Source organism: Coprobacillus sp., assembly GCF_984815275.1.
In genome coordinates, this window is sequence record NZ_CFJNYH010000020.1 from 38,288 (window position 1) to 61,394 (window position 23,107).

The window sequence follows — 23,107 nt, forward strand, 5'->3', positions numbered from 1 at the left end:
ATTTAATTAAATTTTTTAAAGTATATTGACATTGTGATAATCTTTGTTATAATACAACAAGTTGGAAATTTGGAGGGAAAGTATGAACTGGAAGAAAATATTAAAAAGAACCTTATTGACTATATTGGTTATAGTGATTGTTGCTGGAAGTGTTTTTTATATAGTGTTTAGACATGAAATTTCATCTTTAATGTCATTAGAAAAAATAGATGATTATACATTGTATACTATGGAATATGATGGCGATTATGGATTTGATGACTTTTTAAAAACTGGAGCAAGTAATGATGCTGAATTGGTTGATTTTGTTGTCAAAAAATTATTAAAGGGATTACCTGTTGAATTCTCTATTCCTAATTTGGGTTGCTCTACATTTAATGCTGAGACGCAAGATGGAGATAGAATTTTTGGCAGAAATTTTGATTTAACTTATTCACCAGCATTATTTGTGAAGACGCAACCTGATAATGGGTATGCATCTATGTCGACTGTTAATTTAGGGTTTTTAGGGTTTAATGAAGATAAGCAACCTGATTCGTTAACAAAGCAAATTATTACCTTGGCTGCACCTTATGCGCCATTAGATGGCTTAAATGAGAAAGGTTTATCAATTGGAGTCTTGTTAATACCTGATGAAGCAACTAACCAGCAGACAGATAAAATTGATATTACAACAACAACTGCTGTGAGATTGGTTTTGGATAAAGCTTCAACGGTTGATGAAGCAATTGAATTTTTAAAACAATATGATATGCATTCTTCTGCCAAAAGTGCTTATCATTTCCAAATTGCTGATGCAAATGGGAAAAGTGTTGTTGTTGAATATATTAATAACGAGATAAGTCTGGTTAAAGATGATAAGTCTTACCAAATGGCAACGAACTTCTTGTTAACACCTGGAGATTATGACTTTGGACATGGACAAGATCGTTATGAAAAGATGAAGACAATCTTAGATCAAAATAAAGGGATTTTAAAAGATGAACAGGCAGGAATGGATATTTTAAAAGCAGCATCTTCTAATATACATAAAAATGAAAGAGGAGAAGAGAGCGCAACACAATGGTCTATTCTTTATAATAATACGGATTTAACAGCAAAAATGATTATGGGAAGAAAATATGATCAACCAGCACATGAATTTTCGTTAAAGTAAGTACAATTATGATATTGTACTTTTTCTTTTGTTTCATTATAATGAAACAAAGGAGGTCTACTATGAAACTAAATATTGAACGATTACAGGAGAATTTGAAGATTCAATGTCATGAATGCCATGGATTATGTTGTGTGGCCTTATATTTTTCTAAAATAGATGGTTTTCCAGAAGATAAATTAGCAGGGAACCCATGCAATCATTTATTAGATAATAATCAGTGTCATATTTACAATTCACTAAAAGAAATGAAGATGAAGGGATGTATGATTTATGATTGCTTTGGAGCAGGACAAATCGTTTCACAAAAGTTGCCTTCATGGCGTAGTAGTGAAAATGCTATGGTTATATTTGGAGTTTTTCAGAAAGTTGTTCAACTCCAACAGATGCTTAGTTATCTCATTGATGCTTATCATATTCATCCGAATTTTCAATTAGAACAGTTAATTCTCGAGAATTTAAAAGTGAGAGAGAATGTTTTGAATAATTCAACGGTTGATTTAGATAAGTATCATCAAAAAGTAAGCCAACGATTAAAAGAAATATGTCAGCAATACACTCACGATTTGAGTATGAGAATAATGATAGGTGAAGATTTTCGTGGAAAGGATTGTTGTAATTATGTGTTTTTAGGAACTGATTTGAGAGATGCTAAAGTTGAAAATGCAGATTTGAGTCAAAGTTTATTTTTAACACAAATTCAGTTGAATGGATGTCATGGCAATCGTTATACAAAGATACCAAAGAATTTATTGAGACCAAGAACATGGGAGAAATAAAAGAGTTATAATATCTGCAAATAAATGAGAGAAATCCATGAATGACATTGTTACAATGCATTTGGTAATAATAAGTTTTAAAATACTTTTAGTGTGTATTGACAAAGGAACTTTACAGTATAAAAGCAGCACATGTGTGCTGCTTAAGGAAAATGTTAATCGATTTCAATGTCTTTTGCGTTTGTATGAATAACTTTTTGATACCAGTTGAATGATTTTTTCTTATAACGTTTCATATCTTTTAAATCTTTGTCATCTCTATTGACATAAATCATACCATAACGTTTTCCCATTTCGCCTTGTGAAGATAAAATATCAATAGGGCCCCACATCAGATACCCTCTACAATCTACCCCTTCTTCTATAGCAATACCAATTTGTTCAATATGATCTTTCATATAATAAATACGTTCATCATCAATCACAGTACCATTTTCAAATATATCACGCATACCAAAACCATTTTCTACAACCATGATTGGCATTCTGTATTTTTCATATAAATCTCGTAAAGCGATTCTTATACCAATTGGGTCAATTGTCCATCCCCATTCAGATGCTTTTAAATAAGGATTGAGTTCAACTTGTAAGTTGCCACCAGCTTTTACACCACTACTTCCATCCTTTGCAGTCGCGCTCATGTAATAACTGAATGAAAGCCAATCTACTGTATTTTTTCTCATGACTTCTAAATCACCTTCCTGAATGTCAGGCAATGTATTATTTTTTACCATTTGACTCCAATAATATGATGAGTATTCACCATAAACAAACATATCTAAGAAGACATTTGTTTTGCTCATTTGTTTTCTGGCTGCCAATTCATCTAGTGGATGACAAGTTGCTGCATAATGTGGAATATAAATAACCATTCCTAAAACTATAGCATCTTTTATTGTATGAACTTTTTCAACAACTTTAGCATGAGCATATAAGGAATTATGAATCAATTGATTGATAAAAGATTCCTCATTGACACCTTCTGGGCAAATGGCACCATATGCAATTTTATGGCCTTCTAAAGCAATCCCATTTTGTTCGTTAAAAGATATCCATTTTTTAACACGATCACCATAACGTTCAATCATCTTATTTGCATATGTAATGAATTTATCAACAACAATTCTTGAATAAAATCCATTATATTCGTTCATCAGGACTTGGGGCATTTCAAAATGGTATAATGAGCACATTGGTTCCATACCATGAGCAATCATACTATTGATAAAACGATCATAAAAAGCCATGCCTTCTTCACTAAAATGTTCTCCATCTGGCATAACACGTGACCAGTCAATTGAGAAGCGATAACTTGTAAATCCCATTTCTTCAAATAATGCAAAGTCTTCATCATAACGATGATAGGCATCAATACCATCTTTAAAATCCGAATGTTCAGGCTTAGGGAATAAATCACAGACAGCGGGTGATTTTCCTCCTTCTGTATATGCACCTTCACTTTGATGGGCAGTAACTGCTCCGCCCCATAAAAAACCTTCTGGAAATTTCATTATTTGTCCTCCTTTAATGATTTCCTCTTCATTGTATAAAAAAATAAGGGATATGAAAAGAGCAGAAGGAGAGATAGGTTATGGGTTTCATAAAACATATTAAAATATACGAATAAATGAAATAAAGTTTCATATAATAAAAATAAAAAAAGTATCCCGGAGGATACAATCTTTATTATTAAGCGCTTTTTCTAAGACTTCTTAATTCTCTCGCTGAAATTTTTACTTTTTTTGGTTTACCATTGACTAAAATAGTAGCTTTTTGTAAGTTTACATTCCATTTTCTTCTTGATGCATTTAATGCATGAGAACGAGTATTACCAGACATTGGTCCTTTACCACTAACTTCACATTTTCTAGCCATTTTCTTCACCATCCTTTACAACTTATGTTTCACATACTTTGATATAATATCACTAAAAAAGAAAAATTGCAAACACTTTTTTTACTTTTTTTGAAAGAATTAAAAAAGTGCTGTATTTAATCAATTGACTTGATTTGCATATCTATCATATATGAAATGTGCGAATATTTCAACATTTTTTTACGCTTTTCATTTACATATGATTTTAACTGGGGTATAATTCGTATGCATTATGTGTGAAATGTTTGTCAATGATTTAAAAATAAGATATAATATATATACTGTATATATGTATAAAATAAGATCGGAGGAAGAGATATGATCACAAAGACTACAGATTTAGGAGATATTAATCTTTCATTAGATGTTGTTGCAAGTATAACAGGTGGGGCTGCTACTGAATGCTATGGGGTTGTTGGAATGGCAAGCCAGAAAATTATGAAAGATGGCTTTTATGATTTATTGGGGAGAGAAAATTATTCTAAAGGTATTGTTGTAGAAGATGGCGATACTGGGATTATTTTAAATGTATATATTATTGTTGGTTATGGGGTAAAGATATCTGAAGTTGTTTATGAAGTCCAAAAGAAAGTCAAATATGTATTAGAAACGACTTTAGACGTTGATATTGAAGCCGTGAATGTTTTTGTACAAAGCATTCGAGTAATAGATTAGGTTGGAGGTAAGTCATGAAGATTATAGATGGTCGTCTATTTAAAGAGATGGTTGTAACTGGAGCGATTGTGTTGCATAACAATCATCCTGAAATTGATGCATTAAATGTTTTCCCTGTTCCTGATGGGGATACTGGAACAAATATGTCTTTAACGTTTAGTGCTGGAGCAAGTGAGATTGAAAAACTTGACTCTAATGATATTTATGAAGTTGCTAAAAAATTATCTAAAGGATTGTTGATGGGAGCAAGAGGGAATTCAGGTGTCATCTTATCACAAATCTTTAGAGGTGTTTCTATGGCCTTTGAAGGAAAGAAAGAAGTTAATGCTGTTGAATTCGCAAACGCCTTCCAAAATGGTGCAAAGGTTGCATATAAAGCAGTTATGAGACCAGTTGAAGGAACTATTTTAACTGTTATTAGAGAATCAAGTGATGCTGTTGTGAAATATGCAAAAGATGATATGGAAATTGAAGATGTCTTCTCATATTTTGTGAAAGAAGCCGAAGAATCATTAGAAAGAACACCAGAACTTTTACCAGTTTTAAAAGAAGTTGGTGTTGTAGATAGTGGTGGAGCTGGTTTGTTATTGGTGTTCACAGGATTTATGGCAGCATTAGCTGGAGAACAAATTGAAAGAGTAGAAATCAAAGGTGAAGCAGCGAAAGAAGCTTTGGCAGATGTAGAATCTGACGGAGAAGAAGGCTATGGTTATTGTACTGAATTTATTTTAAGATTAGATGAAGCAAAAATGAAAGCCTTTAAAGAAGATAGCTTGAAGAGCGAATTAGAAAGATTACCTGGAAACAGTATTGTTGTTGTTCAAGATGATGATATAGTGAAAGTTCATGTCCATACTTTAAAACCAGGGAATGCTTTAAATGCTGCTCAAAGATATGGAGAATTTGTAAAGTTAAAGATTGAGAATATGCAAGAACAGCATAATTCTATTATTGAATCAAATGCTGATATTCCAGCTGGTAAGGCAACACCTGTTGTTCCACAACAAAAAGAAGCAAAAGAAGTAGCAATTATTAGTGTGGCTGCTGGTGATGGAATTAAAGATATGTTCTTAGAATTACATTGTGATTATGTTGTTAGTGGCGGGCAAACAATGAATCCTTCAGCAGAAGATATTGTTCAAGCTATCCGTGATGTTAATGCAAAGCATGCGATTATATTACCAAACAATTCCAATATTGTCATGACTGCTCAGCAAGCTGCAATTATTTTAGAAGATGAAATTGATGTTCAGGTTATTCCTTCTAAAACAATTCCTCAGGGATTATCTGCATGTATTATGTATAATCCAGAAGTTTCTTTAACAGAAAATCTTGCAGAAATGAATGATGCTATTGCTAATGTCAAAACTGGTCAAGTTACTTTTGCAATTAAGGATACAAATATTGATGGTGTTGATATTAAAGCTAATCAGTATATGGCATTATGTGAAAAAGAAATTACGGCATGTGTACCTAGTAAGATTGATGCATTAAAGGAAACTTTAAATGGATTGGTTGATGAAGATTCAGAAATTATTACATTAATTTATGGTGAAGACGTAACTGCTGAAGAAGTTGCAGAAGCAGAAACTTATGTTGAAGAACATTTTGATGCTGAACTTGAATGTGTAGATGGAAAACAACCTGTGTATTCATTTATATTAGGAGTAGAATAAGTAAGATGAGAGTCCTTAGGGCTCTTTTTTGTATCAACTATTAAAAAAATATATTATAATATAAATATGAATAGAGGGATAAGATGAAGAATTGGATGACAAAAGAAGAATTTCATAAGATAAAACCATGGTTAATACTTGCTATGCTTTCTATTACTTTTTATTTAGTAGCAAGTCATCTTATAATTATTGAAAAAGTTTTTCTTTTTCTATTGGATTTATTGCAACCGTTGATTATAGCAATTGTTTTTGCATATATTTTAAATATTCCGATGATGTTCATTGAACAAAAGATAAAAAAACATTCTCACGATAGAGGGATTATTAATCGGGGTGCAAGAGGTATTGCGATTACATTAACGATTATATTTGCACTGATTGTCTTAATACTGATTGTTAGTTTTATATTACCTAAAGTCATTGAAAGCCTTGCACAATTATTATCAAATATGGGGAATCTGTTAAAGGGTATTGTCACAAGTATTGATGAGGTTTTTATTTGGTTGAATATTGATTATCGTGTAGAAAATATTGTTCAAATTGATAATATTGTGAATATGCCTTGGAATGATATCTTTAAAAATGTAATTAATTTTCTAGCAAGCAGTGCAAACGGTTTATTAGACAATGCAGTCACTTTTACGGGAACTTTCTTTGTATGGTTTATGGCTTTTATGTTCTCATTATATATTTTAAGTGGGAAAGAAAGGTTACTTAGCCAATTGAGAAAAGTATTTATTGTTTTCTTAAGAGAAGAAAGAGCAATGGCATTATTTGATTATGGTCATCAAGCTAACGTTATTTTTAAAAATTTTATTACAGGTCAATTGACAGAAGCATGTATTATTGGAATAATTTATTATATTGGGATGATATTCTTTGGCTTTCCTTATCCAGAATTAATTGCAATGATTATAGCTGTTTTTAGTTTGGTGCCTGTTTTTGGTCCAATATCAGCGATGATTATTGGAGCTTTCCTCGTGATGTCACAGGATTTTGTAACAATGATTTGGTTTATCGTTTTCTTCCAAGTTCTATCACAGATTGAAGATAATTTGATCTATCCTCGTATTGTTGGGAAATCTGTTGGATTACCAGGGTTATGGGTTATGTTATCAATATTTATACTTGGTGACCTTTTTGGTCTTGTAGGTATGATCACGGCAGTTCCATTAACTGCTTTTGCCTATACATTATTTGGACGTTGGATACATAATGTATTAAAGCGAAGACATATCAAAACTGATAAAAATGGCTACGTTATTCATGAAAATGATGGGATTAATGAACATAAAAATGACGCTGGATAACCAACGTCATTTTTTGCTTATGATACACTTTTTAAGTGGGGATAATAAATTCTGGCATTCCCATATATCCAGGAGCAATATCAAATTCATTAAAGACTACAACCACCTGATTTTGCTGATTGATATAAAAAGGTTGTTCTTTTTGTATATTCAAATTTTGGATAACATCATCGAAATAGCTGTATTCTAAGTTTTTCTTGTTTTCTTTTATTTGTTTCTGGATTTCTGTTTGAATTATTTGGCTATATTTTTTACCTAAGAAGTCTTCAACTGTTAATTGCCTAGCAGTTTTTAAGTCTATATTAAAAAAAGTTTTTTGAAGATAAGAAGATGCCTTGATTTGAGTAGCATTTATAGAAAAAGAAGCAAGGGATGAATCAATAAAATAGACTTGATAATTTATATCAACAATCCATTTCTTTATTAATGGATCATTGATATTTGTATAAGTGTTATTAGATTCTTTAAATTGATTTAAATATTGTTGTATTGATTGTGTGATGAGTTGATTAATTTCTTCTTCTATTTGGGGATTATCGAGACCTATTATGTGGGGGATTGTAACTGATGAAGACGTTTCTACACTTTCAAAGTGATATTGTTTAAGTAATTCTATTTTAGGTGTCAATTCAGTTGCGTAGATCGTTGATAAGTTCATAATAATCAAAGCAAATACAATGATAAGACAATAACATATATGCTTGATATTTTTTTGATTTGAATTCATAGAATATCAAACTCCTCTCTCAAATATGATAAATAGTTGTTTGTATCATAAGCATATTATCAAACTATTCATCATTTTATTTTTCCACATTTTTGAATATGTATGTAAAAAACAAAGTTTTTCAACTTTGTTCTATAAATAATAATAGAGAAAACATAATATGAGTAAATGAAGTGGGTAGAATGCATAAGAAAAATATTTAATATGTTTACCACGCTTTCCATTATAATGCTTAATTATGAATAAAGAAACACAGGTATAACCAAAATAGATAAGATAACTTGGGTCAAATCCAAAAAATGTTAAACCAATACCATAAACGATTGGATCATAAATTAAATATTGAATAACCATAAGTATTGTTAAATATAAACTTCTTTTTTTATTATCTTGAAAATAGTAACAGATAAAAATAGTAATGACTCCAAAAATATGATAATCACATTGAATAAGCAAAGATACAAGACTACACAATATCAAAGGAATCCATTTCTTTAAAGCCTTTTGTAAAAAGAATTGGTAGCCAGCAATAGCAATTGCGCCTAATGCTAAAGTGAAAAAGATATTTGTCATAGTTAAAGAAAAAGCAAATGATGTCCCTGTGATAATGCTTATCATCCATTGAAAAGGAAATTCAGAAATCAAAGCAAATAACAATAATCTTCCTACATATTTTTGAATGTCATGAGTATGACGACAGCCTTCTGCTATCATAAAAGCAAATAAGATAAAGGATATTCTGCCAATACCCTCAATAAAATAATATGTGCAATATACAACATTTTGATTCTCTAAAAATCCTAAAAATTGAATGAGTAAAAGTGAAAATATTTTACAGGAATGATCTATTACCATAGTTATCATTGCAATTATTTTCAGATGATAACTTGTCAAATTCTTCATTTACTAAGAAGCCCAAAATGGCGTAATGCTTTCGTAATACCATCATTATCTACGTCGTCAGTGACATAATCAGCAATGGCTTTGACTTCGTCATTAGCATTTCCCATAGCTATTGCAACAGCAACATGATTTAACATTTGGATATCATTGCCACCATCACCAAAAGCCATTGTTTCAGATAAATCAATATGATAATGTTCTAAGAATTTATCAATTCCATTTTGCTTTGTTCCTCCTATTGGTGAAACATCACAAAATAAAGGATGCCATCTTGCTGAAATGCAATGGGGCATTACTTTCATAAGTTCTTTTTCTTCGTCATTATCAACAAAACACATACATTGATAAACTTTGTGATTAACAACATCTTGACAATCACCAGCTGGATGATCGTCGTTTAATGTAATGCGATGAATTTCATCAACTCTTTCATCTCTTAAATTAAAGTATTTTGTATGTTCTTCAGTGAACCCACATGGGAAAGGGTGAATCTTTAAATAATCAAGAAGTGCTTGTAAATCTTCTTTTTGAATTGTATTTTCATAAATTAATTGCTCATCAGTATAACAATATTGACCATTTAAAGTAATGTATCCATCAAAAGGAAAGTCATTTAAGACATGTAATCCATCAATACCTCTTCCAGTTGCAATAAAAAGTTTATATCCCTTATCCTTTAATTGGTATAAAGTTTGAAATGTTGTTTCTGGAATCTTATGAGTCTTAAAACTCACTAATGTTCCATCAATATCAAAAAATATTGCTTTCATCATTTTTCTTTACCTCCTTGTCTCAATTATAGCATTATATCTTTCTATTGAAAAAAAGATTTTCAAATTTTGATGGATTTTTCATCTTTATCAAGCAGGCTGTTATAATACATGCAGAAAGAGTGGGGTAGATATGTTAGAGGTTTTGATTAAATCATTGACTTTTATATTGATTATCGTTATTGCATATAGTTTAAAACAAATTAAAGTTCTAAAAAAAGAAGATGCTAATGTTTTAGCGACGATTATTATGAATATTACATTGCCATGTGCACTTTTAACAAGTGCTAATGGGATTGAATTAAATGGAGTTATTATTATTTTGATTGTTATAGGGATACTCACAAATGTTATCATGATTATGATTGGATATTTCGCTACACAACATGAAGATAATTGCTTAAAAGCTTCTTTTATGATCAATACATCAGGATATAATATTGGGAATTTTGTCTTGCCATTTGTACAAAGTTTTTTTCCTGGTTTAGGAGTTGTTTATTTATGTTCGTTTGATATCGGTAATGCACTTATGGGACTAGGAATAACATATGCAGCAGCAGATCATGTTGCAAGTGGTGAAAATCATTTTTCTTTAAAAGAATTACTCAAAAAGCTCTTTTCATCTATTCCGTTTGATGTTTATGTTTTGATATTTATACTTGCCATTTTTAAACTTCAAATTCCTACACCTATTCTCTCAATTGCTGATACAATTGGTGCAGGAAATAGTTTTTTAGCTATGCTTATGATTGGCTTACTATTAGAAATAAGAATATCACCTCGTGAAGTTAAAAATGTTATAAAAGTCCTGTATCTAAGAATTATAGGAACAATTATGATTTCACTCATTACATACTTTATATTCCCATTACCACTTTTAGCTAAGCAGATTTTAATAATGGCTTATTGTGCTCCGTTATCCACTGTTTCTGCAGTTTTCACAAAAAAGGTTGGCTACGTTGGAGATATGTCTGCAACAGCAAATTCTCTAAGTATTATTCTAGGAGTTGTTTGTATGACAGTGTTACTGGTTTTATTTATTTGATACCAAATGGTATCTTTTTTTTGAAATTTGTTATAAAATAGGGGACAGGTGGTGATTTGATGAGTGATATTCGTTTGTTAAAAATAACAGAAAAAAGATTGGATATATTGAAACTTATGAACATTGAGAGTTTAGAGGATTTGATTAATCATTATCCTTATCGATATGATGTTATTGAAGAAACATATCCCACACAAGAAGATGATAAAATCATTATTGAAGGGACATTGATTTCACCTGTTAAAATCTTTTTTAGAGGAAGAATGTCAAGAATGTCTTTTTCAGTGGAGGATCGTTATCAAAATGTTTATCAGGTTACTATTTTTAATCGCCATTTTTTAAGACAGTATTTAAAACAAATGACAATAATAACAATTATAGGAAAATGTCAAAAAGATAAAATCACTGCTAGTGATATCAAGATTAAACCTATAAGTGAGATTCAGGGAGTTCATCCTGTCTATTCGCTTAAGGAAGGATTAACGCAAAAATCATTTCAACAATATGTGAAAAAAGCTTTGAACTTATTAAAAGGAAACATAGAATCTTTTGTTCCTGAAGAATATATCATAAAGCATCAACTCATACATAAAGAAAGTGCATTGTGGAATATTCATTTTCCACAATCACAGGAAGATATTAAACAGGCATTGAAATATTTAAAATACGAAGAGTTTTTAAAATTTCAATTAACAATGCAAACAATAAAACAGCAAAGAACTTTAGAAGTAGGAATTGCCAAGAGATTTGATGTACAAAAGTTCCAATCATTTATATTATCCCTACCATATCAATTAACACAAGATCAACAGACATCAGTCAAGGAAATTGTTTCGGACTTACAGAGTCCAAGGATGATGTATCGATTTCTACAGGGAGATGTTGGAAGTGGGAAAACAGTTGTCAGCAGTGTTGCTTTATATGCAAATTATTTGGCAGGCTATCAAGGTGCGTTAATGGCTCCGACAGAAATTTTAGCTTCTCAGCATTATCAGACTTTATTATCTTTTTTTAAGGATACAGATGTTAAAATTGCTTTATTAACAGGTTCATTAACAAATAAAGAAAAAGAGCGTATCTATGAACAAATTCAAAATGGAGATATAGATATGATTGTTGGTACACATGCCTTATTTCAAAAGAAAGTGGAATATCATCGTTTGGGATTTGTTATCACTGATGAGCAGCATCGTTTTGGTGTTGAACAAAGAAAAGCATTGAAAAACAAGGGGAGTCAAGTTGATTTCTTAATTATGAGTGCGACACCGATTCCACGTACACTAGCAATTTCGATGTATGGTGATATGGATGTCTCAACAATGAAAACAATGCCTAAAGGGCGTATTCCAGTTGTTACAAAATATATAAAATCATCTTCTATGAAACCCATTCTTAAAGATTTAAAAGAATATCTTGCGAGTGGAGGACAATGCTATGTGATTTGTCCGCTGGTTGAAGATAGTGAGGTTCTGGATGCAAAAAGCGCTTCTCAAATTGCTGAAGCCATGCAACAGTATTTTCGTGGGACATATCAAGTGGGCTTGTTACATGGTCAGATGAAAGATGATGAAAAAGACAGAATTATGCAAGACTTTCAAAAACAAAAAATCCATATACTGGTTTCAACAACTGTTGTAGAAGTTGGGGTGGATGTGAAAAATGCCAACATGATGGTTATTTATAATGCTGAACGTTTTGGGATGAGTCAGCTTCATCAGTTGCGTGGGCGTGTTGGCCGAGGTCATCAACAAGCTTATTGTTTTTTTATGAGTTCTTCGACATCAAAAGAAGCAATAGAACGTTTGAAATATATGGAGAAAAGTCATGATGGGTTTGAAATTTCGATGTATGACTTACAGATTAGAGGACCTGGTGAGGTCTTAGGAAATCGTCAAAGTGGTTTGCCAACTTTCCTGGTGGCAGATGTCTTTAAGGATTTTCCTATTTTGAATGTTGCTAGAGAAGATGCTATGAGGATTGTTGAAGGCTATGAAAAAAGAAATGAATATTATCATTTGATGAGTACAATTCAAGAGAAATTAAAAGAGAATAATGAATATGTTGATTAAATGTGTTATACTACTAAAAATAAGGAGTGATGGAAATGTATAAATTATCAATAGATGCAATGAGTGGAGATTTAGGGAGTAGCATTGTTGTCGAAGCATGCTCTGCTTTTATTAAGGATCATGCTGATGTAGAACTTCATGTAACTGGAAAAAAAGAAGAATTAGAAAAGTTAACTCATCATGAACGTATTCAAATTGTTGATGCAAGAGATGTCGTGCCAATGGACGCTGGTATTATGTCTGTTCGCCGTAAAAAAGAATCAAGTATGGTTAAAGCTGTAACGTTGGCAAATGATGGTATTGTTGATGGCGTTGTTTCATGTGGTTCAACAGGGGCTTTTTATACAAGTGCTATGTTGTTTTTAAAACGTATTGAAGGTGTAGAAAAATCTTGTTTAATGGCAATGCTTCCGACCTATAATAAAAAGGGAGTAGTACTTTTAGATGTGGGTGCAAATGCAGAAAACACTGCTGAACAGTTGAAAGATTTTGCAATTATGGGACATGTTTATGCGAAAAATATAAGAGGAATTCAAAAACCTAAAGTTGCTTTGCTAAATATTGGTTCAGAGGCTAAAAAAGGTGATGAAGTTCATCAACAAACTTATCAATTGTTAGAGGAAGATAAAATGATTAATTTTGTTGGTAATATTGAAGGTAGAGATATCTTGTTAGGTGAAGTTGATGTGATTGTGACGGATGGATTTAGTGGTAATATTGCTTTGAAAACATGTGAGGGAGCTGCTTCTGTATTGATGAAGATGGTCAAAGAAAGTATGATGTCTTCATTATCAGGAAAGATTGGGGCACTTTTTGCAAAGTCATCACTTTATTCGTTGAAAGATCAATTTGATTATAAATCAGTTGGTGGTGCTTTAATGGTTGGTTTTGAAAAGGCGGTTGTGAAAGCCCATGGTGCTAGTGATTCTAAAGCCTTCTATAATGCAATGGAATTGGCTTATCAAATGGTAAAAATGGATGTTGTAACACAAATGAAAGAAGGATTGAAGGTTTCATGAAAATATTAGATTTTTTACAGGCAGAAAATATTCCTTTCCAAAAATTATCTTTATACAAAGAAGCATTTACTCATGCTTCATATGCAAATGAAGCACATCATTATAATAAAGATTATGAAAGGTTAGAATTTATGGGAGATGCAGTTTTACAATTGTATGTTTCAGATTTTCTTTTTCACCTATTTCCAGATGTTCCAGAAGGAACATTGACAACTTTACGTAGTAAGTTAGTTCGTGAGGAATCATTAGCAAGATTCTCTAAAGAACTAGGGTTAGGAGAATTGTTGTTTTTAGGTGTTGGTGAAGAAAAAAGTGGTGGTAGAGAAAGAGAAAGCGTTTTGGCAAATATCTTTGAATCATTTATTGGTGCACTTTATCTGGATTGTGGCAAAGATGAGGTCATTAAGATTTTAGAACAAACAATATTCCAACATGTCAATGATTTGGATTATGATGATATTACTGATTACAAAACAACATTACAAGAATTAATACAAGCGGATCAACGAAAGACAGTGACTTATGAATTGCTGGAAACGTCTGGACCATCAAATGCGCCAGAATTTAAAGTTGCAGTTATTATGGATGAAATGCGTTTGGGAGTTGGGAAAGGAACAAGCAAAAAGCGTGCTGAACAACAAGCGGCTAAAGATGCATTGAATAAATTAGCAACAAGTGATTATTTAAAAAAATAGTCACTTGTTTTTTCGCCCAGTCAAATATGTGTTTTTGACATATTGTATTTTGGGAGGGATAAAATGTACAATCCATATATGTATGAAGATGAAAGAGTCACATATCCAAGAGTTGGAGAAATTATTTTATATACAGTGAATAAAGGCGATAATGTTTATAGACTTGCAAAAACATTTAATAGTGAAGTGCCTTGGATAAGATGTATGAATAATTTAAATGAAGATATGCTTATTCATCCAAATCAACAATTAATGATTCCTATTGTTTATCAAAAAGTGAATCCATTGCCTCAGCCATATCAAAGACAAAGCTATGATTTATATTTTTAATCTTTTATGAATAAGTTTTGATCTTTGACAAACACTATTAATAGGAGGTTTTTGCAATGAAAAAGTTGATGTTATTTGCTATGGCAATCTTATTATGTGGTTGTTCAGGCAATACAAAAAAAGAAGAGACCAAAAAGACTGTCTATAAAGATGGAACTTATACAACAACTGCTACAGGTTATGGTGGAGAATTTCAAGTGGAAACAACAATTAAAAATGATAAAGTTGTTGATATTGTTGTAAAGGAGCATAATGAGACACCTTCTATTGGTGGTGTTGCAATGGAACAAATGATTGAAAAAATGAAAACTGAGAATAAGTATGATGTTGATACAATCTCAGGTGCAACAAAAACTTCACAAGCATTAAAAGATGCTGTCAAAAATGCATATGAAAAAGCAAAGAATACGACAGAATAAAGCAGAAATGCTTTATTTTTTTTGTGATTTGGTATATGATAGATGTCATGACAGGGGGCAACAAAATGGAAAAAGTTAACGTTAGTAGTGAAAGAAATATTACTTTAATTATGGATTTTTATGAATTAACGATGTCATATAATTATTTTAAATTAGGCAAAGGGGATCAGATTGTCTATTTTGATATGTTTTTTAGAAAGAATCCAGATAATGGAGGCTTTGTTATCTTTGCTGGTTTGCAGCAACTGATTGAGGCTATCAAAGATATGCGTTTTACAGAAGGGGATATTGAATATTTAAGAAGTTTAAATATTTTTGATGAAGCATTTTTTGAATATTTAAGAAATTTTAAATTTACAGGAACACTTTATTCAGTCCCAGAAGGAACACCAGTTTTTCCTTATGAGCCACTGATTACTGTTAAAGCAAAGTTGATTGAGGCACAGTTGATTGAAACTTTTTTGTTGGTGACAATTAATCATCAATCTTTAATTGCAACGAAAGCACATCGTGTTTGTCAGGAAGCGAAAGGGCGCCCTGTGATGGAATTTGGTGCCAGACGTGCACAAGGTTATGATGCTGCACATTATGGGGCTAGAGCGGCTTATATTGGTGGAGTGGCTGGAACAGCAACGACTTCAGCCGGAAAAGCTTTTGGAGTTCCTGTGCTAGGGACTATGGCACATTCATTTGTTCAATCCTTTGATAATGAATATGAAGCATTTAAGGCTTATGCACAGGTGTATCCAGATGCTTGTGTACTTCTTGTTGATACTTATGATACATTAAAAAGTGGAGTCCCAAATGCAATTAAGGTGGCTGAAGAGGTTTTGGCACCTATGGGTAAAAAATTGGCTGGTATTCGTCTTGATAGTGGAGATATTGCGTATTTAACAAAAAAGGCAAGAATGATGTTGGATGTTGCTGGTTTACATGATTGTAAAATTACTGTTTCCAATTCATTGGATGAATATCTGATTCGCTCTGTTTTAGAACAAGGAGCTCAAATTGATTCATTTGGAGTTGGTGAAAATATGATTGTCTCTAAATCTTCACCAGTCTTTGGTGGGGTTTATAAATTGGCGGCTGTGGAAAAAGATGGTGTCATTATACCTAAAATTAAAATTTCAGAAAATACTGAAAAAATTACAAATCCTGGCTATAAAAAAGTTTATCGATTAATTGAAAAGGAAAACAACAAAGCGATTGCTGATATTATTGCTTTTCATGATGAAGTTTTAGATGAACAGAAAGATATAACAATATATCATCAATCTGATGCATGGAAAAACAAAAAACTTTATGCTGGAACATATGAAATCAAACCTTTGCAGACGATTGTTTTTGATAAAGGACAGTGTGTATATCCAGAATATTCATTAGAAGATATTCGTCAATATTCTATTAAGCAAAAAGAACTGCTTTGGGATGAAGCATTCCGATTAGAATATCCTCATATATATTATGTTGATTTAACTAAAAAATTATTAGATTATAAATTGAAAATGTTAGCTGATGGGAGAGAAAATGAATGAGTTTTAAAAGAAGTATAGAAAGAAATCACAAAACTCAGATAACGCATAAACAGTTTGAACAAGAAACCAGATCTCAATCAGATTTTAATTTGACTTGGATACCTTTTCATTATAAGAGTTTTGTCATGATAGCAATTATTTTTGCTTTTTCACAATTTCTATGCAATCCATTTTTAACTCAATATTGTGGGCAGGCTGCTGCACTTGTTATTTCGCATGGGGTTATATCTAGTGTGCTTGTTGCTGTTGTTTTTTGGGCCATAGAAGCAAAACGCGCATCACTAAAGTCATTGTTTGTAAGATACTGTTTCTGTGCTTTGATTTTTGGTGGTTTTTCACTTGCTATAGCTATGATTTTGAAACTGTAGGAGGTTTTATATGATTATTACAGTTGTTGGTTTAGGTGTTATTGGTGGAAGTTATGTTCAGGCTCTTAAAGGATTAGGGCATGAGGTATATGGTGTTGATAATGATACATTGACATTACAACAGGCAAAAGCTGAGGGATATATTGTTGAAGGATATAGAGATGGGCATAATATTGTCGCTAAAAGTGATATGACTATTATTTGTTTGTACCCATCTTTGGTATTGGACTTTATTGCAAGTCATAGTTTTAAAAAAGGCAGCATTGTTACAGATGTTGTAGGTATTAAATCATATTTTTTAGAAAAAGCTTTAACAATTATTGATGAGTCAGTAGAATATGTCAGTGGACATCCTATGGCTGGTCGTGAGAAAAAAGGTTATGCTTATGCTAGCAAAGAGGTTTTTAAAAATGCTAACTATATTGTGATTGAACATCAACAAAATAAAAAAGAAGCCATTGAATTTATGTGCCAATTTGTTTCTCAATTGGGATTTAAAAGTGTGAAAATTATGAGCCCTTATGCTCATGATGAAATTATTTCCTTTACTTCACAATTGCCACATATGATTGCTGTTGCTTTGATGAACAGTGATGATCAAAAATATGATACTGGAAAATACATTGGTGATTCCTTTAGGGATTTAACCCGTATAGCAAATATTAACGCTGATTTATGGAGTGAACTTTTTTTGAATAATAAAGATTATCTTCTGGCTTCAATGGAACGCTTTGAAGAACAGTTTGACTGTTTGAAACATGCTCTTAAAGGCAATGATGAGGAAAGTTTGAAAAGAATGTTTCAGGAATCTTCGCTGCGTAGAGAGAAACTTGAGAAATAACTTATCTTGGGGGTAGGTTATTTTTTTATAGTTAAGTTTAATATATTAAACATTTTGTTTAAAAATATATTGCAATTTTTATAATATTTTGTATAATGATTATGTTTTGTATTTTAAACATTAAGTTTCATATGACTAAACAAAGGGGAGTGAGAGTATGAATATTGGTAGTAAGATAAAAAGATTGAGAATTGCCAATCAATTGACCTTAGAAGAATTGGCGAATCGAAGTGAACTGACGAAAGGTTTTTTATCTCAGGTTGAACGAAATTTAACTTCACCTTCAATTACGACCTTGGAAGATATATTAGAGGCATTGGGAACCACCTTACATGATTTTTTCAGTGAAACTCAAGAAGAACAAATTGTTTTTAAGAAAGAAGACTATTTTGTTAATACACAGGATGATTATGAAATTTCTTATATTGTTCCAAATGCTCAAAAGAATGATATGGAACCTATTTTAATTGAGATAGAGAAAGGGAAATCATCAATGGAAATGGAACCACATGATGGTGAGGAATTTGGATATGTGATAAGCGGGAAGGTGCTTTTGCATTATGGTGATAAGACATTAAATGTTAAAAAGGGAGAAACTTTTTATTTGCCAGGAAAAAGAACACACTATCTTGAGAATTCTGGTGATTCTAAAGCAAAAGTGATATGGGTATCAACACCACCACTATTTTAAGGAGGATAATATGAAAAAATTAATTGAACTTGATAATTTAACAAAAGAATTTAATGGACAAGTTGTTCTCAAGGGAATTCATTTGGATATTCATGAAAACGAATTTATGACTTTGCTTGGTCCAAGTGGATGTGGAAAAACAACAACATTAAGAATTGTTGGTGGTTTTGAAGAAGCCAGCTCAGGAGAGGTTTTGTTTGATGGTATTGATATTTCAACATTGCCACCTTATAAAAGAGAGGTCAATACAGTCTTTCAAAAATATGCTTTGTTTCCACATATGAATGTGTTTGATAACATAGCTTTTGGATTGAAAATTAAGAAATTGGATAAAGATATTGTTAGACAAAAAGTGATGAGAATGTTAAGTCTTGTTGGATTAGAAGGTTTTGAAAAAAGAAATATTTCACAACTTTCAGGGGGCCAGCAACAACGTGTAGCAATTGCAAGAGCACTTGTTAATGAACCAAAAGTTCTTTTGTTGGATGAACCTTTAGGAGCATTGGACTTAAAGTTAAGAAAAGCTATGCAAATTGAACTTAAAAATATTCAAAAGGAAGTTGGTATTACATTTGTCTATGTAACTCATGATCAAGAAGAAGCATTAACAATGTCAGATACAATAGTTGTTATGAATGATGGAAATATTCAGCAGATTGGAACGCCAACAGATATTTATAATGAACCTGAGAATAGATTTGTTGCGCAATTTATTGGTGAATCAAATATTGTTGAAGGGAAATTTATTAAAGATTTCTTAGTTGAATTTGATCATCAGCAATTTGTTTGTGTTGATAAAGGATTTGATGAAGGACAAGATGTTGATATTGTCTTAAGGCCAGAAGATTTAGATATTGTTGAAGAAGGGCAAGGAAAAATCGCTGGTGTTGTTTCTTCTATTGTTTTTAAAGGTGTTCATTATGAAATCATGGTAGAAACAGAGGAACGTATGTATAAGGTGCATACAACTGATATGAGTGAAGTTGGTAAAAAGGTAAATCTTGATTTTTGGCCTGAAGATATTCATGTTATGGAAACAATGGGGACATATTAATGAAACAATATAAGAAATTGGTTTCGCCTTATTGTTTTTGGCTATTCGTTTTAACGATTGTACCAATGATGTTAATCGCATTTTATGCATTAACTGCTAAAGGTACAGAGATTACAACTTTTAAATTTACCTTTGATAACTTCTTTAAATTTTTAGATCCTATCTTTGTTTCTGTTTTGATGAGATCATTGATTCTAGGTATCTTGACGACTGCTGTTTGTTTTTTAATAGGTTATCCCATTGCATATATGATTTCTAAATGTAAAGAAGGGACACAAACAGTTTTGATTTTATTGATTACAATTCCAACATGGATTAATCTTTTGATGAGAACCTATGCATGGATGAGTATTCTTAGTAATAATGGTATTATTAATAATGTTTTAGAAAGTATTGGGTTAGGACCTGTGCAAATGATGTATACAGATTTTGCAGTTGTTATGGGGATGGTTTATAACTTTTTACCATTTATGATTTTACCAATTCATACATCATTAACAAATATGGATAAATCATTGACAGAAGCATCTATGGATTTGGGTGCCTCACGTATTCAAACATTCTTTAAAGTGACGTTTCGTTTATCATTGAGTGGTGTGTTAACAGGTGTTACAATGGTTTTTTTACCAGCTATAAGTGCTTTTGTCATTCCAAAGATGTTAGGTGGAGGACAGTATTCACTTATTGGTAATTTTATTGAACAGCAATTTATTACAGTTGGAAATTGGCATTTTGGAAGTGCTGTATCACTGGTTCTTGCGGTCATCGTCATTATTTTGATGGCTTTGATTTATAAAGTAGAGAAACGTACAAATGTTTCAGATGAAAAAGATGAGGGAGGTAAACGTAGTGGGAAAAGAAAGAAAATCCGTAAAAATTTTATGCATTAGTCTGTGCTTGGCGTTTTTATATTTTCCTTTAATTATTATGGCGTTTTTCTCTTTTAATAGCGCTAAATCTTTGTCTAATTTTAAAGGTTTTTCAATGCGCTGGTATGAGTCTCTGTTTGGAAACAGTCAATTGTTAGATGCTGTTATTGTGTCGGTTACAATAGCTATTTTAGCAACAGTTATATCTACTATTTTAGGAACTGTAACTGCTATTGCTTTAACGAAATCAAAGAAAGTTGTTCGTACAGCTATTATGCAGGTTAATAATTTACCAATTATGAACCCTGAAATTGTTACAGCTATTTCCTTGATGATATTCTTTTCTTTCTTGAATATTGAGAAAGGCTATTTAACGATGCTGCTAGCACATATTGCTTTTTGTACACCTTATGTGATTACGAATGTTTATCCAAAGGTGAAACAATTAGATGAAAATTTAGCTGATGCTGCTATGGATTTAGGAGCCACACCACTCCAAACACTAACAAAGGTTATTTTACCTCAGATTAAACCTGGAATTGTTGCAGGAGCTTTACTGGCATTTACAATGTCTTTTGATGATTTTATTATTTCTTACTTTGTGAGTGGTAATGGTGTTGAAAATATATCAATTGTGATTTACAACATGTCTAAACGTATGAATCCAAGTATTTATGCATTATCTACTATTGTTCTTGTTGTCATTCTGTTGGTTTTATTGGTTGGAACTTTTGTTCCGTATTTGATTGTAAAAAGAAAAGGGGAGAAATTAAATGAAAAAATTAGTTAAAATTGCTTTAGCTTCTGTTTTATCTTTATCAACTTTAGTGGGCTGTGGTTCGAGTTCTCAAGGTGCTTCTAAAACATTGAAGGTGTTTAACTGGGGAGAATATGTTGATAGAGATGTCATTAGTGGTTTTGAAAATGAATTTGATTGTAAGGTTATTTATGAAACATTTGATTCTAATGAAACAATGTATACTAAGTTATTAGGTGGAGATAAATATGATGTTATGGTTCCATCTGAATATATGATTGAAAGATTAATTAAAGAAGACCTTTTACAAAAAATTGATTGGAATGTAATGACAAATAAGGATAGTTTGGATAATTCGGTTTTGAATCAAAATTTTGATAAAAATAATGATTATTGGGTTCCTTACTTTTATGGGAATGTTGGAATTGTTTATGATAAGACAAAGGTTTCTGAAAGTGATTTAAGTGCGGGTTGGGAAGTTTTAAGAAATACAAAATATAAAGGTAATATTTATATGTATGATTCAGAAAGAGATTCGTTCATGGTTGCTTTAAAAGCATTAGGATATTCTATGAATACAACTAATAAAGATGAGATTGAAAAAGCGTATAATTGGTTAATTGATCAAAGAAAAACGATGAATCCAACATATGCAACTGATGAAACAATTGATGCTATGAAAAATAGTGAAAAAGCAATGGCAGTTATGTACTCTGGTGATGCTGCTTCGGTTATGGCTGAAAATCAGGATATGGGCTTTTATATGCCAAATGAAGGTACAAATATTTGGTTTGATGGTTTTGTTGTTAGTAAAGATTGTCAAGAAACACAATTGGCTATGGAGTTTATTAATTATATGATAAGTGATGAGAATGCTTTGAATAACACATTGGAAGTAGGATATTTAACATCTAATGTCAATGCAGCAAAAGAAGCTTCAGAAAGCGATTTTGAAGGAAATAGCGCATATGCTATTCGCATGGATAAAAATGATGAAGTTTTTGCATATCAAAGCCAAGATGTTAAAGAAATGTATAGTAACTATTGGACAAAAGTGAAAGCACAATAATTTAAAAAAAGTTCTGTTGAAAAAACCTCATCAGAACTTTGTTTTTTGTATTGGGGTAAAGAAACATACTTTTTTTGTAAAAAAAGTATTGCAATCAGATACAAAATATTATATACTATTTGAGCAACAGGAAAATGGTTCCATAGCCAAGTTGGTAAGGCTACAGACTGCAACTCTGTCATCGTCGGTTCGAGTCCGGCTGGAACCTCCATCATCTGCCCAGGTGGCGAAATTGGTAGACGCACAGGACTTAAAATCCTGCGGACCTTAAAATCCGTGCCGGTTCGACTCCGGCCCTGGGCACCATTTCTAAAAAAGAAATGTTGAAAAAAATGAAAAAAAGTGTTGCAAATTAACAGCAAAGATGTTATTATTGAATGGCGCTGTTAAAGAGATGCGCTAGTAGCTCAACTGGATAGAGTGCTTGACTACGGATCAAGAGGTTGTGGGTTCGATTCCTGCCTAGCGCGCCATT

The 23,107-nt window shown here is 31.7% G+C and carries 24 protein-coding genes and 3 tRNA genes; 22 read left to right on the plus strand and 5 right to left on the minus strand.

Features of this window, described 5'->3' with window-relative positions; all coding sequences use genetic code 11:
• The first annotated feature begins 82 nt into the window (after window positions 1–82).
• Both AC5M21_RS08570 and AC5M21_RS08575 read left to right on the plus strand, forming a co-directional pair.
• Complete coding sequence (locus tag AC5M21_RS08570) at window positions 83–1,156, plus strand: C45 family autoproteolytic acyltransferase/hydrolase (protein ID WP_008789929.1); 1,074 nt, start codon at window positions 83–85, stop codon at window positions 1,154–1,156.
• A 62-nt stretch (window positions 1,157–1,218) separates the two neighbouring features.
• Entirely contained in the window at window positions 1,219–1,935 is a 717-nt protein-coding gene (locus tag AC5M21_RS08575; protein ID WP_008789928.1) for a hypothetical protein, read from the plus strand.
• A 155-nt stretch (window positions 1,936–2,090) separates the two neighbouring features.
• Here the strand turns inward: AC5M21_RS08575 and AC5M21_RS08580 are convergent, their stop codons facing one another.
• Window positions 2,091–3,446, minus strand: coding sequence for a glycoside hydrolase family 1 protein (locus AC5M21_RS08580; protein ID WP_054325111.1), 1,356 nt, complete (start codon window positions 3,444–3,446; stop codon window positions 2,091–2,093).
• Window positions 3,447–3,624: 178 nt separating this feature from the next.
• On the minus strand, window positions 3,625–3,810 hold the full coding sequence (gene rpmB, locus AC5M21_RS08585) for a 50S ribosomal protein L28 (RefSeq protein ID WP_008789925.1): 186 nt from the start codon (window positions 3,808–3,810) through the stop codon (window positions 3,625–3,627).
• A gap of 318 nt (window positions 3,811–4,128) precedes the next feature.
• On the opposite strand from rpmB, the gene AC5M21_RS08590 reads away from it, so the two are divergent.
• The 3 genes from AC5M21_RS08590 to AC5M21_RS08600 all read left to right on the plus strand — a co-directional run bounded on the left by AC5M21_RS08590 (window position 4,129) and on the right by AC5M21_RS08600 (window position 7,471).
• Window positions 4,129–4,485, plus strand: coding sequence for an Asp23/Gls24 family envelope stress response protein (locus AC5M21_RS08590; RefSeq protein WP_008789924.1), 357 nt, complete (start codon window positions 4,129–4,131; stop codon window positions 4,483–4,485).
• A gap of 14 nt (window positions 4,486–4,499) precedes the next feature.
• Window positions 4,500–6,161, plus strand: coding sequence for a DAK2 domain-containing protein (locus AC5M21_RS08595; protein ID WP_008789923.1), 1,662 nt, complete (start codon window positions 4,500–4,502; stop codon window positions 6,159–6,161).
• An 83-nt stretch (window positions 6,162–6,244) separates the two neighbouring features.
• Entirely contained in the window at window positions 6,245–7,471 is a 1,227-nt protein-coding gene (locus AC5M21_RS08600) for an AI-2E family transporter (RefSeq protein WP_017143775.1), read from the plus strand.
• Window positions 7,472–7,502: 31 nt separating this feature from the next.
• On the opposite strand, the gene AC5M21_RS08605 is transcribed toward AC5M21_RS08600, so the two are convergent.
• The 3 genes from AC5M21_RS08605 to AC5M21_RS08615 form a co-directional block, all read right to left on the minus strand.
• Complete coding sequence (locus tag AC5M21_RS08605) at window positions 7,503–8,198, minus strand: DUF3298 and DUF4163 domain-containing protein (RefSeq protein ID WP_008789921.1); 696 nt, start codon at window positions 8,196–8,198, stop codon at window positions 7,503–7,505.
• 132 nt (window positions 8,199–8,330) lie between these two features.
• On the minus strand, window positions 8,331–9,101 hold the full coding sequence (locus AC5M21_RS08610) for a TraX family protein (RefSeq protein ID WP_117598793.1): 771 nt from the start codon (window positions 9,099–9,101) through the stop codon (window positions 8,331–8,333).
• A complete protein-coding gene (locus AC5M21_RS08615) occupies window positions 9,098–9,874 on the minus strand; it encodes a Cof-type HAD-IIB family hydrolase (protein WP_008789918.1) in 777 nt (258 codons plus the stop codon). The genes AC5M21_RS08610 and AC5M21_RS08615 overlap by 4 nt, the downstream gene beginning before the upstream one ends.
• A gap of 130 nt (window positions 9,875–10,004) precedes the next feature.
• Here AC5M21_RS08615 and AC5M21_RS08620 point away from each other — a divergent pair, with 130 nt between their 5' ends.
• The 17 genes from AC5M21_RS08620 (at window position 10,005) to AC5M21_RS08700 (ending at window position 23,105) form a co-directional block, all read left to right on the plus strand.
• Window positions 10,005–10,916, plus strand: a complete 912-nt coding sequence (locus tag AC5M21_RS08620) for an AEC family transporter (protein WP_008789917.1) — start codon at window positions 10,005–10,007, stop codon at window positions 10,914–10,916.
• A 59-nt stretch (window positions 10,917–10,975) separates the two neighbouring features.
• On the plus strand, window positions 10,976–12,985 hold the full coding sequence (gene recG, locus AC5M21_RS08625) for an ATP-dependent DNA helicase RecG (RefSeq protein WP_008789916.1): 2,010 nt from the start codon (window positions 10,976–10,978) through the stop codon (window positions 12,983–12,985).
• Window positions 12,986–13,020: 35 nt separating this feature from the next.
• Window positions 13,021–14,004 (plus strand): phosphate acyltransferase PlsX, encoded by a 984-nt coding sequence (plsX, locus tag AC5M21_RS08630; RefSeq protein ID WP_008789915.1) that lies wholly within the window; start codon window positions 13,021–13,023, stop codon window positions 14,002–14,004.
• Window positions 14,001–14,699, plus strand: a complete 699-nt coding sequence (gene rnc / locus AC5M21_RS08635) for a ribonuclease III (RefSeq protein ID WP_008789914.1) — start codon at window positions 14,001–14,003, stop codon at window positions 14,697–14,699. The genes plsX and rnc overlap by 4 nt, the downstream gene beginning before the upstream one ends.
• Before the next feature lie 63 nt (window positions 14,700–14,762).
• Window positions 14,763–15,029, plus strand: coding sequence for a LysM peptidoglycan-binding domain-containing protein (locus tag AC5M21_RS08640; RefSeq protein ID WP_008789913.1), 267 nt, complete (start codon window positions 14,763–14,765; stop codon window positions 15,027–15,029).
• A 56-nt stretch (window positions 15,030–15,085) separates the two neighbouring features.
• Window positions 15,086–15,448 carry an FMN-binding protein gene (locus tag AC5M21_RS08645; RefSeq protein WP_008789912.1) on the plus strand — a complete coding sequence of 121 codons (363 nt, stop codon included), beginning with the start codon at window positions 15,086–15,088 and terminating at the stop codon, window positions 15,446–15,448.
• A gap of 65 nt (window positions 15,449–15,513) precedes the next feature.
• On the plus strand, window positions 15,514–16,983 hold the full coding sequence (locus tag AC5M21_RS08650) for a nicotinate phosphoribosyltransferase (protein WP_017143774.1): 1,470 nt from the start codon (window positions 15,514–15,516) through the stop codon (window positions 16,981–16,983).
• On the plus strand, window positions 16,980–17,351 hold the full coding sequence (locus tag AC5M21_RS08655; protein WP_008789910.1) for a hypothetical protein: 372 nt from the start codon (window positions 16,980–16,982) through the stop codon (window positions 17,349–17,351). The genes AC5M21_RS08650 and AC5M21_RS08655 overlap by 4 nt, the downstream gene beginning before the upstream one ends.
• A 10-nt stretch (window positions 17,352–17,361) precedes the next feature.
• Window positions 17,362–18,192, plus strand: coding sequence for a prephenate dehydrogenase (locus AC5M21_RS08660; RefSeq protein ID WP_008789909.1), 831 nt, complete (start codon window positions 17,362–17,364; stop codon window positions 18,190–18,192).
• Between the two features lie 157 nt (window positions 18,193–18,349).
• Window positions 18,350–18,883 carry a helix-turn-helix domain-containing protein gene (locus tag AC5M21_RS08665; RefSeq protein WP_008789908.1) on the plus strand — a complete coding sequence of 178 codons (534 nt, stop codon included), beginning with the start codon at window positions 18,350–18,352 and terminating at the stop codon, window positions 18,881–18,883.
• A 10-nt stretch (window positions 18,884–18,893) separates the two neighbouring features.
• Complete coding sequence (gene potA / locus AC5M21_RS08670; protein WP_008789907.1) at window positions 18,894–19,937, plus strand: spermidine/putrescine ABC transporter ATP-binding protein; 1,044 nt, start codon at window positions 18,894–18,896, stop codon at window positions 19,935–19,937.
• On the plus strand, window positions 19,937–20,827 hold the full coding sequence (locus AC5M21_RS08675; RefSeq protein ID WP_008789906.1) for an ABC transporter permease: 891 nt from the start codon (window positions 19,937–19,939) through the stop codon (window positions 20,825–20,827). Before potA ends, AC5M21_RS08675 begins: the two co-directional genes overlap by 1 nt.
• Window positions 20,787–21,596 (plus strand): ABC transporter permease, encoded by an 810-nt coding sequence (locus tag AC5M21_RS08680; protein WP_029158176.1) that lies wholly within the window; start codon window positions 20,787–20,789, stop codon window positions 21,594–21,596. The genes AC5M21_RS08675 and AC5M21_RS08680 overlap by 41 nt, the downstream gene beginning before the upstream one ends.
• Window positions 21,580–22,632, plus strand: a complete 1,053-nt coding sequence (locus tag AC5M21_RS08685; RefSeq protein ID WP_008789904.1) for an ABC transporter substrate-binding protein — start codon at window positions 21,580–21,582, stop codon at window positions 22,630–22,632. Before AC5M21_RS08680 ends, AC5M21_RS08685 begins: the two co-directional genes overlap by 17 nt.
• A 136-nt stretch (window positions 22,633–22,768) precedes the next feature.
• Window positions 22,769–22,843 (plus strand) — tRNA-Cys (locus tag AC5M21_RS08690).
• A 6-nt stretch (window positions 22,844–22,849) separates the two neighbouring features.
• Window positions 22,850–22,938: transfer RNA gene (locus AC5M21_RS08695), tRNA-Leu, on the plus strand.
• 90 nt (window positions 22,939–23,028) lie between these two features.
• A tRNA-Arg gene (locus tag AC5M21_RS08700) sits at window positions 23,029–23,105 on the plus strand.
• The last annotated feature ends 2 nt before the right edge of the window (window positions 23,106–23,107 follow it).